The sequence below is a fragment of the Enterobacter nematophilus genome (genome assembly GCF_026344075.1).
Lineage (GTDB): Bacteria > Pseudomonadota > Gammaproteobacteria > Enterobacterales > Enterobacteriaceae > Enterobacter > Enterobacter nematophilus.
This window is the reverse complement of the sequence record NZ_JAPKNE010000005.1, coordinates 83,586-98,733: the sequence shown is the minus strand read 5'-3', so window position 1 is coordinate 98,733 and position 15,148 is coordinate 83,586. Positions and strand designations below refer to the sequence as shown.

Sequence of the window (15,148 nt, the reverse complement as noted above, 5' to 3'; positions counted from 1 at the left end):
TCACATGAGTTCGTTATATCAATCCATGGTCGCGGTGATTGAGCAGTCAATTACCCCGCTGGCCGCAAAGCTGGGCCAGCAAAAGTATGTGATTGCCATCCGCGACGGCTTTACCGCCGCGCTGCCGTTCATGATCATCGGCTCGTTTATGCTGGTGTTCATCTTCCCGCCGTTCTCGGCGGATACCACCAACAGCTTCGCCCGCGGCTGGCTGGATTTTTCCGAGACCTATCGCGAACAGCTGATGCTGCCGTTTAACCTCAGCATGGGCGTGATGACTTTCTTCATCTCGGTGGGGATTGGAGCAAGCCTGGGGCGTCAGTTTAACCTCGACCCGGTGATGTCCGGCCTGCTGGCCTTTATGGCCTTCCTGCTGGTCGCCGCGCCGTATGCCGACGGCAAAATCTCGACCCAGTACCTCTCCGGCCAGGGCATCTTTACCGCGCTGATTACCGCAATCTACTCCACCCGCGTCTATGCATGGCTGAAGCAGAACAACGTGACCATCCGCCTGCCGAAGGAAGTGCCAACCGGCGTGGCGCGCTCGTTCGAGATCCTGATCCCGGTGATGGTGGTGATCGGTACGCTGCACCCGCTGAACCTGTTCATTGAAGCGCAGACCGGGATGATTATCCCGCAGGCGATCATGCACCTGCTGGAGCCGCTGGTGTCCGCGTCTGACTCCCTGCCCGCGATTCTGCTCTCCGTGCTGCTGTGCCAGATCTTCTGGTTTGCCGGTATTCACGGCTCGCTGATTGTCACCGGCATCATGAACCCGTTCTGGATGGCGAACCTCTCGGCAAACCAGGCGGCGCTCGCCGCAGGCGCGGCGCTGCCGCACGTTTACCTGCAGGGCTTCTGGGATCACTACCTGCTGATTGGCGGCGTAGGCTCCACGCTGCCGCTGGCGTTCCTGCTGCTGCGCAGCCGCGCCACGCACCTGCGCACCATCGGCAAAATGGGCATTGTGCCGAGCTTCTTTAACATCAATGAGCCGATTCTGTTCGGCGCGCCGATCATCATGAACCCGATGCTGTTTATCCCGTTCGTGTTCGTTCCGCTGGTCAACGCCTGCCTGGCGTACGGCGCAACGAAGCTCGGCTGGCTGGCTCAGGTGGTGTCATTAACCCCGTGGACCACCCCGGCGCCGATTGGTGCCTCATGGGCGGCAAACTGGGCGCTCAGTCCGGTGATCATGTGCCTGGTCTGCATGGTGATGTCCGCGCTGATGTACCTGCCGTTCCTGCGCGCCTATGAGCGTACGCTGATGAAAAACGAAGAGCAGAAAGCCCAGGCAACCGTCGGTACCGCCGAAGCCGCAAGCAATTAAGTCAAAGAGGAAAGGACATGAAATACGCATTTCCCGATAACTTCTGGTGGGGCAGCGCAAGCTCCGCTCTCCAGACCGAAGGGGCAAGAGAAGGGGAAACCACGTGGGATTACTGGTTTGCCCGCGAGCCGAACCGTTTTCACAACGGCGTGGGGCCGCAGCACACCTCCACGTTTTATCAGCACTGGAAAACGGACATTCAGCTGTTAAAGCAGCTGAACCACAACAGCTTTCGTACCTCGATTAGCTGGGCGCGCCTGATCCCCGACGGTATCGGTGAAGTGAACCCGGAAGCGGTCGATTTTTACAATCAGGTCATTGATGAGCTGAATGAACAGGGCATCACGCCGTTTATGACTCTGTTCCACTTCGACATGCCGATGGCGATGCAGGAGATAGGCGGCTGGGAAAACCGCGACGTGGTGGAAGCTTACGCCCGCTATGCGCAGATCTGCTTCGAGCTGTTCGGCGATCGCGTGCTGCACTGGTTTACCTTCAACGAGCCAATTGTCCCGGTGGAAGGCGGTTATCTGTACGACTTCCACTACCCGAACGTGGTGGATTTTCGTCGGGCAGCCACCGTGGCGTATCACACCGTGCTGGCCCATGCGAAGGCGGTTCAGGCCTACCGCGCCGGACATTACGCGGGGGAAATTGGCATCGTGCTAAACCTGACGCCGTCCTATCCGCGCTCGCAGAACCCGGCGGACGTGAAGGCGGCGCACATCGCGGACCTGATGTTTAACCGCAGCTTCCTCGATCCGGTCCTGCGCGGCGAATACCCGGCGGACCTGGTGGCACTGCTGAAGGCGTACGATCAGCTGCCTGCCTGCAGGCCGGAAGACAGCGCCCTGATTGCGGAAGGGAAAATCGACCTGCTCGGCGTGAACTACTATCAGCCGCGTCGCGTGAAGTGTCGCGACAGCGCGGTGAACCCGCAGGCGCCGTTTATGCCGGAGTGGTTCTTTGATAGCTACGAGATGCCGGGCCGCAAGATGAACCCGTACCGCGGCTGGGAAATCTACGAGCCGGGTATTTACGATATTCTGGTCAATCTTCGCGACAATTACGGCAACCCACGCTGCTTTATTTCGGAAAACGGCATGGGCGTCGAAAATGAACAGCGCTTTATTGAAAATGGCCAGATTAACGATCAATACCGCATTGAATTTATTTCGGAGCATTTAACGTGGCTGCATAAAGGGATTAGCGAAGGGTGCAATTGTCTTGGCTACCATATGTGGACGTTTATTGATAACTGGTCATGGTGCAATGCCTATAAAAATCGCTACGGATTTATCCAGCTCGATTTAAAAACGCAGCAGCGCACCATTAAGAAAAGCGGAGAGTGGTTTGCCGCCACCGCCTTAAATAATAGTTTTGAAAAAGAGTAATAATGATGATCGCATTAGAAGAAGCCGTAATGGAAATTATCGTCAATGCCGGACAGTCCCGCAGCCTGTGCTTTGAAGCGCTGCACGCGGCGCGTCAGGGCAACTTTGACGAGGCCAAAAGCCTGCTGCGCGAAGCCGACGGCTACTCGCGCCAGGCGCACAAGATGCAGACCAAGCTGATCGAGCAGGATGCAGGCGAAGGCCGCCAGCCGATGACGTTAATCATGGTGCACGCGCAGGATCATTTAATGAATTCTTTATTAGCGCGTGAATTGTCTGAAGAAATTATTCATTTATATCAGAGATAGTCTATGGCGAAATAAAGTTAATGTAATACCTCTGTACCCTAAATAGAGATCCACTTGTTCTGATGATAGCGACATACTCTGTCAGATCGGAGCGGGATGGTTATTGTCTGAATAAAATTAAACTATATTGAGATAACCATGAATACGATTAAAAAACTTCCATTAACCATGGCGGTTATCGCCGCGCTTTGCCCAATTTCCGTACTCGCACAAGAATTTACCCAGGAGCAAATCGACGCCATTGTGGCGAAAGCGGTAGATAAAGCTCTGGCCGAGCGTCAGGCCAAAATGGATGCGGCGGTTGCGAAAAAAGCTGACGTGGTGACCGAGCCGCAAAGCGCGGCGCAATCCCCGGATATGGCGATCCCGTTCGGCGTGAAATTTACCGGCTACGCCCGCTACGGCGCGCACTTCCAGGCCGCCGATCAGAAATACGTGGCGGTAGACGGCTCCTACAACGGCGCGTCCGCGATTGGTCGTCTGGGTAACGAAGGCAACGGCGGGGAATTCCAGCTCTCCAAGGCCTTCAAGGGTGACAACGGCGCCATCTGGGACATCAACGTGATGATCGACCACTGGGGCGACGAGGTTAACCTGAAAAAAGCCTACGCCGGGGTGACCAACATTATGGCCTCCAACCCGAACGCCTACTTCTGGGCCGGTCGTGACTTCCACCAGCGTCCGCAGCAGGGCATCAACGATTACTTCTGGATGAACCACGACGGCCAGGGCGCCGGGGTGAAGAACTTCGACATCGGCGGCGTGCAGTTTGACGTCGCTGCCGTGGCGGCGGTGGAATCCTGTAGCCCGGAAGTGATGGAAGACGAAGCCAACCCGTCGCGCATCACCTGTACCGGCGGTTCCGGCACGGGCGACAAAGGCAACTACGCCGCGACATCAAAAATCCACGGCATGAAGCTCGGCCCGATCGACATGGAGCTGTACGCCAACTACGGCTTTGACTCGAAAGCGGTGGAGAGCGATGAACGTCTGAACGCGTGGCAGGGCGGCGTAGTGCTGAGCCACACCAACGACAGCGGCGTGAACAAGGTAATTGCACGCTACTCCGATAACGCGGACAACAGCGTGTTCAACAAAACCGAGGACCTGACCACGGTCTACGCCAGCTTCGAAGGGCTGTACAAATTCACCCAGGCCACGCAGGTGGAGTACATCCTCGCCTTCCACGACTACGACAACAGCCGCGATAAGACCGACAACCGCAAGAACTACAACGCCATCGTGCGTCCGATGCACTGGTGGAACGACGTTCACTCCACCTGGCTGGAAGCGGGCTGGCAGCACGTTGATTACGACAACGGCGGCGACAACAAGGGCTGGAAGCTGACCCTGTCGCAGAACATGTCTATCGCCATGGGGCCGGAGTTCCGTCCGATGCTGCGCTTCTACGTGACAGGCGGCAAGGTAGACAACGAACGCACCGCGCGCGTGAACAACACCAAAGACGAAACACTCGACGACTTCAACGTCGGCGCGATGTGGGAGGCGTGGTTCTAAGCAAGGTAAAAGCAAAACGGTGTTTCCCCCTCTCCCCGTGGGAGAGGGTCGGGGTGAGGGCATCAGGCCGCACACAACCATGCTATGCTGTTGACCGAATTAACGACAACATAACAGGGGAGAACATGGGTTCCACACGCAAAGGGATGCTGAACGTCCTGATCGCCGCCGTTTTATGGGGCAGCTCGGGGGTTTGCGCGCAGTACATCATGGAGAAAAGCCACATTTCTTCGCCTTACCTGACCATGGTTCGCCTGCTGTTTACCGGCGTGATCCTCCTGACGCTCTCCTTCGTTCACGGCGACAAGATTTTCTCGGTCATCAAGCATCGCAAAGACGCCCTCAGCCTGCTGTTTTTCTCGCTGGTCGGCGCGCTCACCGTGCAGCTCACCTTCCTGCTGACGATTGAAAAATCCAACGCCGCCACCGCTACCGTGCTGCAGTTCCTGTCGCCGACCATTATCGTGGCGTGGTTCGCCCTGGCGCGGAAAAAGCGTCCCGGCGTGTTTGTCCTGTCAGCGATTTTCACGTCGTTGATCGGCACCTTCCTGCTGGTCACCCACGGCGACCCGACCTCGCTCTCCATCTCCCCTGCGGCGCTGTTCTTCGGCATCGCCTCGGCGTTTGCCGCCGCGTTTTATACCACCTATCCGTCGACGCTGATCGCCCGCTACGGCACGCTGCCGATTGTCGGCTGGAGCATGTTGATTGCCGGATTGATGCTGACGCCGTTCTATGCCGGGCGCGGCACCACCTTTGCGATTGACGGCGGCCTGCTGCTGGCGTTTTTCTACCTGGTGGTGATTGGTACGGCGCTGACGTTCAGCCTGTATCTGAAGGGCGCGCAGATGATTGGCGGGCCGAAGGCGAGCATTCTGAGCTGCGCCGAGCCGCTGAGCAGCGCGCTGCTGTCGGTGGCGTTGCTGGGCGTGGCGTTCACCCTGCCGGACTGGCTGGGGACGCTGCTGATTGTTTCGTCGGTGGTGCTGATTTCGATGGATTCGCGCAGAAGGGTTAAGGCATCGGCGTAGTTTGATTGCCCCCCTCACCCTAACCCTCTCCCCACAGGGGAGAGGGGACGGCTCGGTGCGGTCTTTTCACCCTCGCCCCTGTGGGGAGAGGGCCGGGGTGAGGGGTGGGAAAATTTACTACTTCGCCTTAACCTTCCCCGCCACCAGCAGCGCCGTCAGCAGCATCAGCGTACCGGAAATCACCAGCGGTGACGTCAGCCCCAGGTGGTCAAGCGCCACGCCGCCAATGGCCGCGCCGCAGGTGTTCGCCAGCTGGATCACCGCCACCTGAATCGACCCGGCTTTTTCCGCCTGATCGGCAAGCGTTCGGGTGATCCACGTCGACCAGCCCACCGGCACCAGCGCAAAGGCAAAGCCCCAGATAATCGCAATCGCCGAGGCAACCCACTTGTCGTTGCCCCACAGCACCAGCACCGCGGCGCTCGCCGCCAGCACCAGCGGCGCGCCCGCCAGCGCCACCTTCAGGGAGCGCTTCAGGAACTGGGACGACAGCGACGTGCCGACAAAGCTGGCGATACCGAAGCTCAGCAGCACCAGCGTCAGGCCGTCGACGTCAAAACCCGCCATGGTCATATACACCGGGCGGATATAGGTGAAGAAGGCAAACTGTCCGGCGAAAGCCATGAAAATCGCGGTCATCCCCGCCAGCACGCCCGGGCGCTTCAGCAGCGCGAACATGTTCTGCTTATGATGCGCCGCTTCGCCCGGCAGGGACGGCAGCGCCTTCCACACCCAGATAATGCAGAGCACGCCCATCACCGCCGCCGCGTTAAACACGTTACGCCAGCCGATAATCCCGCCGAGGAAGCTGCCCAGCGGCGCGGCGATCACCAGCGCGATAGAGACCGCGCCGAAGATAACGGACAGCGCTTTTGGCACCGTGCGCGCGGGCACCAGGCGCATGGTGAGCGAGGCCGACATCGCCCAAAATCCGCCGAGTCCAAGACCCAGACAGGCGCGCCCCAGCAACAGCAGGGTGAAGCTTTCCGCGAAGGAGACCAGCAGGCAGGAGAGCGTCAGCAGCACGCTGAACAGAATGACCACTTTACGGCGGTCAATCGAGCCAATCACCTGAGTGATGAACAGGCTCGCAAACATCGCCACAAAGGCGGTGACGGTAACGGATTGCCCCGCCACGCCTTCGGAAATGCCCAGATCCTGCGCCATCGGCGTCAGCAGGCTCACCGGCAGAAACTCAACGGTAATCAGGCAGGCGACGCAGAACGCCACGGAAAAAACCGCCGACCAGTTGGGGCGCGAAACCTCTTTGGTCTGCGGTCTGGTCGTGGGCTGGATATGTTCTGTCATGGCGTCACCTGAAGATAAAAACGTGCGGAAAAGTCGCGCAGTTTATCATCAAAAGTGTGACGAATTTAACGTTTGGACAACTTTTCTTGCATCGCCGCATTCGCCAGCCCGACGATCCACTCCTGATGTCCGTTAATCATCGGGTTCGGTACGGTGCGAGCAAGTTCCTGCGCCGGTACGCCTTTCTGCGATTCCTGAGTCAGAATGCGCACTCGGTTTCCGGGCAGGTCTTCAAACAGCCAGGCGTGGATCACATCCAGACGAGAATTCGCATCCCCTTCCACCCAGCCGTGCCACGCGATACGTGCAGCCTCACCGTCCACAGGTGGAACATACTCCGTTACCTGCGCCTCAACCGGAAAGCCAAAGGTGGTGAAGCGAAAGCGAGCGTTAGCACTCAGCGCCGGGCCGCTGCCGTCATGGAAACGGATATCCTCGGCGTTACTGTAATAAGACGGCCACAGGGTAGTGTCGTTGAGCTGCGCCCAGATCTCTTTCGCGCTCAGCCCGGCGACGATGATTTCGTTAGATGCAAAGTTATCGGTGGTGCCTGGCAGGTAGTCGTTCGGCCAGATAATGGCGGATTGTTTCATGTTTCACCTCATCGTTTAGTGGATGAGGTGATGGTGCGCCCGTGAGTGGTATAAATCTAATGACGATGCTTTATACTCTTCATCACGGTTCGTGATATCAGTGCAGGTAAAACACGCCCTCTTCCGGCAGGAAGAGCTGGTTATAACGCAGTTGAAAGGCGTTCAGCTCCTGCGGGTCAGGCTCCATCTCGCGCATAAAGCCGAGGGCGAGGCGGATTTGTGCATCGGTGATCGGCGCGGCCAGGCGGGCTTTACGCAGCATACGGTGCCAGGTATGCAAATTCTCTTCGCTACCGTCGACAATGCAGACCTGCCAGATGAGCAACACCTGAGCGGCGTTTTGCAGATGCGCCTCGTCAGGTCGCTCAAGGTAGCGGATAAACTCATTGCCCGGCGTTTTACCGAACTGGTCAATCATCGACTCTACCGGCATCGGGGTGCTCCCCAGACGCTCGCTTAAACGTTTGATGGCGCGGCGGGAATCTGAGGTCAGGACACGAAACCCAACCACAAACACCACGGCAAGCGTTGCCAGCATTATCCAGACCATGCGTTCTCCTTAGACTAGCCGCTCATCATAGCGGGAAACGCAGCGCGTCGACAGCGGGCAGCGCCATAATAGTGAACGGAAAAGAGGTGGAAAAACGTCATGAAAGCGGATCTGCGCACGCTGGATCTTAACCTGCTGAAAACGCTCGACGCCCTGCTGGATGAACGCAGCGTCACCCGCGCGGCGGCGCGTCTTGCCCTGACTCAGCCCGCCGTAAGCGGCATGCTCAACCGCCTGCGGGATTACTTCGACGATCCGCTCTTCATCCGCGCCCCGCATGGGATGGTGCCAACCACGCGCGCCGAAGCGTTAGCCGCTCCGGTGAAGCGCATTCTCGCTGATATCGACGTGCTGCTGCAGCCCGTGGCTTTTGACCCGATCACCGCAACGCTCACCTTTACCCTCGCCGCGACCGACTACGCCCTGCGCGCGGTGGTGGTGCCGTTTATCGCAGTTCTTAAGGTGCAGGCGCCTGGCATTCGCGTGCGCGTGGTGCCCGTGGAATCGGGTCACCTGGTCAGCCAGCTTGAACAGGGCAGCGTTGACGTGGCGCTGATCACCCCGCATACCACGCCAGATGAGCTTCACAGCCGGGCGCTTTATGATGAACGGTACGTTTGCATGATGCGCGCCGACCACCCGGATGCAGGAAAGACCATGACCTTAGACCGATTTTGCGCGCTGGAGCATGTGCTGGTCTCTTACGAAGGCGACGGTTTTCGTGGCGTTACCGATGGCGCGCTGGAGAAAATTGGCCGCATGCGGCACGTGGGGCTTTCAGTGAGCAACTTTTTGGTGCTGCCGGACGTGCTGGCCCTCAGCGATATGATTGCCGTCGTGCCGTCACGCATAGCGGAAAACCAGACGGGAATGTTCGTCTGCGAGACGCCCGTTCCCGTGCCCGGCTTTACTAAAAGCATGGCCTGGCACGGCAGAACGCACCGTAATCCCGCGCAGGCGTGGCTGCGCGGGCTGTTGCTGGAAACCAGTCAGCGCGCCTGAAGCCCCTTCAGCAGCGCCTCGTGGAAGCGTACGGGGTCCTGCATCTGCGGCGCGTGGCCCATGTCGTTAAATTCCACCAGCGTCGCGTGCGGAATGCGTTTCGCCGTCTCTTTACCCAGCACCGCATAGTTGCCGAGCGTCTTGCGGATCTCCGGCGGGGCTAGATCTTTCCCGATGGCGGTGTTGTCCTTCGTGCCGATCATCAATAATACCGGCATCTTCAGGTCGCTAAATTCGTAGATCACCGGCTGGGTGTAAATCATGTCGTAGAGCAGCGCCGAGTTCCAGGCCACGCGTTCTTTACCCGGCCCGTTGTTCAGCCCGGCAAGCATGGTCACCCAGCGCTCGTATTCCGGCTTCCACTCCCCGGCGTAGTAGGTGTTTTTCTCGTACTGGCGAATGCCGTCGGCGCTGACCTTCAGCTCGCGCTGGTACCACTGATCGACCGTAATATGCGGCACGCCGCGCGCTTTCCAGTCTTCGAGGCCTATCGGATTGACCATCACCAGCTGTTCCACCTGCTGCGGCCACATCAGCGCGTAGCGGGTCGCCAGCATGCCGCCGGTCGAGTGGCCAATGACCGTCACGCGATCGACGCCGAGCGATTTCAGCAGCGCGTGGGTGTTATCCGCCAGCTGCTGGAAGGTGTACTGATACCGCTCCGGCTTGGTGGATTTACAGAAGCCGATCTGGTCGGGGGCAATCACCCGATACCCGCTGGCTGAAAGCGCGCGGATCGTACCGTCCCATGTACCGGCGCAGAAGTTTTTGCCGTGCATCAGCACCACGGAGCGGCCGTTGGGGTTTTCCGGCTTAACGTCCAGGTATGCCATATCCAGAGGCTGGTTTTGCGAGGTAAAGGTAAAGTGTTTTACCGGCCAGCCGTAGTCAAAACCTTCCAGCTTCTCGCCGTAGGTGGGGGCATCCGCAGCCATTGCGGGGGAGGCCAGCGCCATCAGCAGCGCCAGGCAGGACAATCGTCGGGTCAACATGCAGGTTCTCCGTTCTAAGGCTGCACGAAAGGCGGCAGCAAAAAAAACTGTAGAGCATGGAGAGGGGCGGGTGTGTAAAGCGGGGTAAAGGCGTAACGTACGAAATAAAAAAGCCCGGCATCACACACCGGGCAAAGAAGTTACCTGCACACTCAGGCCGCTTTTAATTTCTGCTTCTGCGCACGATTCTCACGGCGGATCTTACGTTCTTCCAGCACCGCCACCATCGCCATCAGGACGATACAGCCGATCGCCGCGGCATCCAGCGCTGCGAAGGTGCCCGCCCAGCCGGTGAGGCCGAAAATCGGCGTGCCGTCGGCGATCATCCCCAGGCCCAGCTTGGCGAAGCTGTCGCCGATCAGGTAGGCGAAGGTACCTTTAATCCCATCGGCGGCGCCGATCGCTTTTTTCGGCACGAAGCCAACCGCCGCCACGCCGATCAGCAGCTGCGGGCCAAACACCAGGAAGCCGAGCGCGAACAGGGATGCCAGGTAAACGTACTGGTTGCTGGCGTGCTGGTAGATGCCGAGCGTGGCGATAATCAGCGCCAGCGCGACGCAGGCCACCAGCGCGCGACGGCCGTTGGCGAGGTCGGAGAGCCAGCCCCACAGCAGCGTGCCGACCAGCGCGCCCACTTCAAACAGGGTGAAGCCCTGAATCGCCACTTCTTTCGAGAGCTTCAGCTCCTGGAAGGCATACACCGTCGACCACTGGTCGATGCCGATGCGCACCACGTACAGGAAGATGTTTGAGAAGCACAGCAGCCAGATCACTTTGTTTTTCAGCACGTACTCAACAAAGATCTGCCATTTGGACATCTCGTTCTCTTCGGTCTCTTTGTCCTCTTCGCTGATCTCCTCGCCGAACAGCTCTTCGGCTTTACCGAGGCCGTAGGACTCCGGGGAGTCGCTGCCGAAGCGCAGGCCGATAAAGCCGACAATCAGGGCGATAATCGACGGGAAGATAAACATGCCGATCACGTGGCCGTCGAACAGGTAGTTCGCGCCAAACAGCGCCACGCCTGCCGCACCCGCCCCACCGAGGTTGTGGGAAATGTTCCACATGCCGAGGTACGAACCACGCTTGCGGCGCGGGGTCCATTTGGTGATGGTGGAGTAGCTGCACGACCCGCCGGTACTCTGGAAGAAGCCGCTCAGGGCGTAGAAGGCGATCATCAGGAACAGGCTGACGGAGCCCGCGCCCATGCTGGCGCTGAAGCCGAGCATACAGATGGCGGAGAGGATCAGCATAAACGGCAGGAACTGCTTGGTGTTTTTACCGTCCGCGTAGTAAGACACGACGGTTTTCCCCACGCCGTAGGTGATGGAAAAGCCCAGGCCAATCATCCCCAGCTGCGTCATGCTCAGCCCGTAGGTCGAGATCATGTCGTTCTGCGCGATGTTAAAGTTTTTGCGGATCAGGTACATGGTCAGGTAGCCGATGAAGACCACCAGATAGGACTGCATGAACGGTTTGAACCACATCTTGCGCCGCACGTCGAGCGGCAGATCCAGAGTCGGCTTGCGCACCTGGTTTAGGAAGGCCAGCATGGTTGGTTTACTCCTGAGCTGATTTTTGCAGCATTGTAAAAATCAGCCGGGAGAGATGCCTGAGACAGCGTCCAGGTAAAACCGGGAAAATTTCTTAGTTTTGCGCCACTCGGGGCGAAAAGGTGAGGCGCATCACATCATGCTGGCTTCGCGCGGGGCCTGCGCGTGCAGGAAGGGCAGCAGCAGCAGGGCGGAAATCCCCGCCGCGATGGCGATCACCGCGAAGAAACCGCTCCAGTGCCAGACGTCGATCACCCGCGCCAGCGGCCAGCCGGAGAGCGATGCACCGAGGTAGGCAAACAGCCCGACAAACCCCGTTGCCGCGCCTGCCGCCTCTTTATGGGAACACTCCGCCGCCGCCATGCCGATCAGCATCTGCGGGCCAAACACGAAAAAGCCGATGGTGAAGAAGCACGCCGCCTGCATCACGTAGCTGGCGAACGGCATCAGCCACAGCGAGCCGACGGAGAGCAAAATCCCGGCGGCGAAAATCAGGTTCATCGGACCGCGGTTGCCGTTGAACAGCTTATCCGAGCCCCAGCCCGCCACCAGCGCGCCGATAAACCCGCCCAGCTCGAACATGGTCACCGCGGAGTTAGCGGTCACCAGGTCCACGCCGAGCGTCTCGGACATGTACAGGTTGCCCCAGTCGTTGATCGCCGCGCGCACCACGTAGACCAGCACGTAGCAGAGCGACAGCAGCCAGATGTAAGGGTTTTTCAGCACGTATCGGGTGAGGATCTCCCTGCGGGTCAGCCCCGCGCCCTCCTGCTGCTGGGCAATTTCCATCTCGTCGTGCCGCCAGTCGCCCACCGCAGGCAGGCCGACGGTTTGCGGCCTGTCCCGCAGGCGCCAGCAGAGGAACAGCCCGGCGACAATCGCCAGGCCACCGGCAATCATCATCCCCGCGCGCCAGCCGTAGTGCAGCGCTGCGGCCCCCACCACCATCGGGATCAGCGCCCCGCCGACGTTATGCGCGGTGTTCCAGATTGCCCACCAGCCGCCGCGCTCGTTGCGCGAGTACCAGGCAGTGAGCAGGCGGGAGCAGACCGGCGCGCCCCAGCCCTGGAAAAAGGCGTTCAGCGCCCACAGCAGGGCGAAGGCCCACAGCGACGTGGAGAAGCCGAACAGGATGTTCACCACGCCGGTGGCGATCAGCCCAACGCCCATAAAGTAGCGCGCGTTGGAGCGATCGCTGGCGATGCCCGAGAAGAACTTCGACAGGCCGTAGGTGATGTAAAACAGCGTTGCCAGCAGGCCGATATCGGTGCGCGTCATCACGCCGCTGGCGAGGATTTCCGGCGCGGCGGCGTTGAAGCTTTTGCGGGTGAAGTAGAACAGCGCGTAACCGAGCCAGATGGTGATCAGGATATGGCGACGCCAGTAGCGGTAGCGGGCGTCGATTTCCGCTTTGTCGCGCAACGGAGCCGCGCTGGTTGGGGTTTTAAACATGAGACGTCCTTAACGGCAAACTAACGCTGACGCGCGTCCCGTGAGTGCAGGAGAGGGTCAGCGTGCCGCCCAGCGCCTTCACGCGCTCGCGCATGCCCGCCAGGCCAAAACCCTGCTGGCCGGAGCCCGGCGGCAGGCCGCAGCCGTCGTCTTCAATCACCAGCATCAGGCGCTCGTCCTGCTGCCAGCCCTGGATCGTGACCGCGCTGGCGCTGGCGTGTTTGACGATGTTGTTCAGCCCCTCCTGACAGACGCGGAACAGCGTCACGCGCTGGCCTTCGCTGAGCGAAGATTCGTTAATGCGCCAGTCGAGATGGCTGACAATGCCGCGGCTTTCCAGCTCCATCTCGCGCATCAGGGAACGCACCGCCTGCTCGAGCGAGAGATCGTCGAGCTGGCGAGGGCGTAGCCGTCCTAACAGGCGACGAACGGAATCATAGACGCCCAGCGAAAGCTGTTCGATATGCGCCCCGCCCTGCTTCACCACCGCGTTTTCCGCCGCAAGGCGCTGGACAATGCCCGCCTGGGTGCGGATAGCGGTGATGGTCTGGCCGATATCGTCGTGCAGCTCGCGGGCCACCTCCTGCCGCACGCTCTCTTCCGTCTCCAGCAGACGCTCCGCCAGACGGCGGTTGCGGGCCAGTTCGGTTTGCAGGGACTGGTTCAGCTCGCGCAGGCGCTGAATGCCCGCGCCGAGCAGCAGCCCGGTCAGGCTCTGGGCCAGCAGGGAGAGCAGTAAATCAACAGGATGATCGTGCCAGGTCTGGCTGGCAATCAGCGCGATGGCGTTCATCAGCGTGGCGATCAGCGCCCCCTGCCAGCCGTAGTGCCAGGCCAGGGCGATAATCGGCAGCGCCAGGCAAAACGGCGTGAAGCGTGAAAGCTCGGCGGGCAGGCCAAGCTGCAGCCACAGGCTCACCACAAACAGCAGCAGATACCAGATGAGGTGCCGGGCGCGCCAGTTCACCGGTTGGGAAACCAGCGCGGGGCCGAGCGGCTGCCAGACGGTGCTGGTGAGATAGTGCCAGATCACCAGACAGGTCGGCGCCAGCGTCAGACCACCGGTAAGGGTCAGAAGCAGGGCGTTAAGCATCTCCTTCTCGCCGATCCACGGCAGGGATTGTAACAACGCGGCGGCAATCAGCGCCGCCCCCTGACGCAGCAGCGTGCGCCAGTCGCGCTGGTGGCGGTAGCGGGAAATGAGCGCAACCGGGAGAAGCGTGAGCAGGCTTCCGGTCATCAATAAGGGCAGGTGCGCGAGGGCCACTTCCTGCGCCAGCCAGACCAGCATGAGCCATTCTGCGCCGAGCAAAACCAGCCAGTAGCCGCGCGGGCACTGGAGCATTAGCCCCAGACGCAGGCCGAAGGGAAACAGCAGCACCGCCAGTTCAGGGCGCTCGACAAGATGCAGGCTGATGCTCCACAGGCAGAACCACGCAGCGGAGAAGATAAAAAAGCTGGCGACAACGGCGATCAGCCGTGAAAAGGCGGAACTCATTGCCAGCTGTCGAACATGCGGCGCGCCAGCTCGACGTCGTTGCTGACGTTGAGTTTTTCCATCAGGTTGGCGCGGTGGACGTGCACGGTTTTCGGCGACAGTTCAAGCTCGGCGGCAATCTCTTTTACCGACATGCCCTGCGCGAGTTTTTCCGCAACCTGACGCTCGCGTCTGGTGAGCGGATCCTGCCTTCCGGCCGCCAGCTTGATGGCGATATCCGGCGTCAGGTAGCAGCCGCCGGTGGAGACGGTGCGCACGGCGGCGATCAGTTCGTCCGGGCTACAGCGTTTGGAGAGGAAGCCGCGCGCGCCCGCGTTGAGCGCCTGCTCGACCAGCGCCGGGCTGTCGTGAACCGACAGCATAATCGTCGCCATGCCCTTCGGCAGCTGGCTCAACAGCTCCAGCCCGGAGAGATCCGGCATCGAAATATCGCAGATACAGACCTGCACCCCGCGCCCCGGCAGGCCCGCCAGCGCCTCGCGACCGGAGCCAAACTCGGCCACGACCTGAAAATCCGGTTCGAGGTTAAGAAGCTGGGCAAAGCCGGAGCGGACGATAAGATGGTCGTCGATGAGAGCGATGGTGGTCATGTGTGTTCCTGCGGTCTGAAAAAGCCGGATGG

General features: G+C 60.0%; 14 protein-coding genes. 6 read left to right on the top strand and 8 right to left on the bottom strand.

Annotated elements, in window-relative coordinates; all coding sequences use genetic code 11:
• Positions 1–4: 4 nt before the first annotated feature.
• From OSH03_RS14910 to OSH03_RS14890, 5 genes are all read left to right on the top strand, one after another.
• Entirely contained in the window at positions 5–1,330 is a 1,326-nt protein-coding gene (locus tag OSH03_RS14910; protein WP_061096677.1) for a PTS sugar transporter subunit IIC, read from the top strand.
• A gap of 17 nt (positions 1,331–1,347) precedes the next feature.
• Positions 1,348–2,724, top strand: a complete 1,377-nt coding sequence (locus OSH03_RS14905; protein WP_253540160.1) for a glycoside hydrolase family 1 protein — start codon at positions 1,348–1,350, stop codon at positions 2,722–2,724.
• 5 nt (positions 2,725–2,729) lie between these two features.
• Positions 2,730–3,032, top strand: a complete 303-nt coding sequence (locus OSH03_RS14900) for a PTS lactose/cellobiose transporter subunit IIA (protein WP_192845932.1) — start codon at positions 2,730–2,732, stop codon at positions 3,030–3,032.
• Between the two features lie 138 nt (positions 3,033–3,170).
• Positions 3,171–4,550 carry a carbohydrate porin gene (locus OSH03_RS14895; RefSeq protein ID WP_014881942.1) on the top strand — a complete coding sequence of 460 codons (1,380 nt, stop codon included), beginning with the start codon at positions 3,171–3,173 and terminating at the stop codon, positions 4,548–4,550.
• 125 nt (positions 4,551–4,675) lie between these two features.
• Positions 4,676–5,581 (top strand): EamA family transporter, encoded by a 906-nt coding sequence (locus OSH03_RS14890; RefSeq protein WP_266179451.1) that lies wholly within the window; start codon positions 4,676–4,678, stop codon positions 5,579–5,581.
• A gap of 117 nt (positions 5,582–5,698) precedes the next feature.
• Here OSH03_RS14890 and nepI read toward each other — a convergent pair whose 3' ends face one another.
• The 3 genes from nepI to OSH03_RS14875 all read right to left on the bottom strand — a co-directional run bounded on the left by nepI (position 5,699) and on the right by OSH03_RS14875 (position 8,032).
• Complete coding sequence (nepI, locus tag OSH03_RS14885) at positions 5,699–6,889, bottom strand: purine ribonucleoside efflux pump NepI (RefSeq protein WP_266179450.1); 1,191 nt, start codon at positions 6,887–6,889, stop codon at positions 5,699–5,701.
• A 65-nt stretch (positions 6,890–6,954) separates the two neighbouring features.
• The gene (locus tag OSH03_RS14880; RefSeq protein ID WP_061096682.1) at positions 6,955–7,482 is read right to left on the bottom strand and encodes an SRPBCC domain-containing protein; all 528 of its coding nucleotides are present in this window, start codon (positions 7,480–7,482) and stop codon (positions 6,955–6,957) included.
• Positions 7,483–7,579: 97 nt separating this feature from the next.
• Positions 7,580–8,032 carry a DUF1198 domain-containing protein gene (locus tag OSH03_RS14875; protein ID WP_266179449.1) on the bottom strand — a complete coding sequence of 151 codons (453 nt, stop codon included), beginning with the start codon at positions 8,030–8,032 and terminating at the stop codon, positions 7,580–7,582.
• A gap of 99 nt (positions 8,033–8,131) precedes the next feature.
• Between OSH03_RS14875 and OSH03_RS14870 the strand changes: the two genes are divergently transcribed.
• Positions 8,132–9,034, top strand: a complete 903-nt coding sequence (locus OSH03_RS14870) for a LysR family transcriptional regulator (RefSeq protein ID WP_266179448.1) — start codon at positions 8,132–8,134, stop codon at positions 9,032–9,034.
• Here OSH03_RS14870 and OSH03_RS14865 read toward each other — a convergent pair.
• From OSH03_RS14865 to uhpA, 5 genes are all read right to left on the bottom strand, one after another.
• A complete protein-coding gene (locus OSH03_RS14865) occupies positions 9,022–10,026 on the bottom strand; it encodes an alpha/beta fold hydrolase (protein ID WP_266179447.1) in 1,005 nt (334 codons plus the stop codon). The genes OSH03_RS14870 and OSH03_RS14865 overlap by 13 nt on opposite strands.
• Positions 10,027–10,178: 152 nt before the next feature.
• On the bottom strand, positions 10,179–11,576 hold the full coding sequence (gene uhpT / locus OSH03_RS14860) for a hexose-6-phosphate:phosphate antiporter (RefSeq protein ID WP_061096685.1): 1,398 nt from the start codon (positions 11,574–11,576) through the stop codon (positions 10,179–10,181).
• A gap of 132 nt (positions 11,577–11,708) precedes the next feature.
• Positions 11,709–13,028: an MFS transporter gene (gene uhpC, locus OSH03_RS14855; RefSeq protein WP_266179446.1), complete on the bottom strand. Its 1,320-nt coding sequence runs from the start codon at positions 13,026–13,028 to the stop codon at positions 11,709–11,711.
• Entirely contained in the window at positions 13,021–14,526 is a 1,506-nt protein-coding gene (gene uhpB / locus OSH03_RS14850; RefSeq protein ID WP_266179445.1) for a signal transduction histidine-protein kinase/phosphatase UhpB, read from the bottom strand. Before uhpB ends, uhpC begins: the two co-directional genes overlap by 8 nt.
• Positions 14,523–15,116, bottom strand: a complete 594-nt coding sequence (uhpA, locus tag OSH03_RS14845) for a response regulator transcription factor UhpA (protein WP_032626676.1) — start codon at positions 15,114–15,116, stop codon at positions 14,523–14,525. Before uhpA ends, uhpB begins: the two co-directional genes overlap by 4 nt.
• Positions 15,117–15,148: the final 32 nt, after the last annotated feature.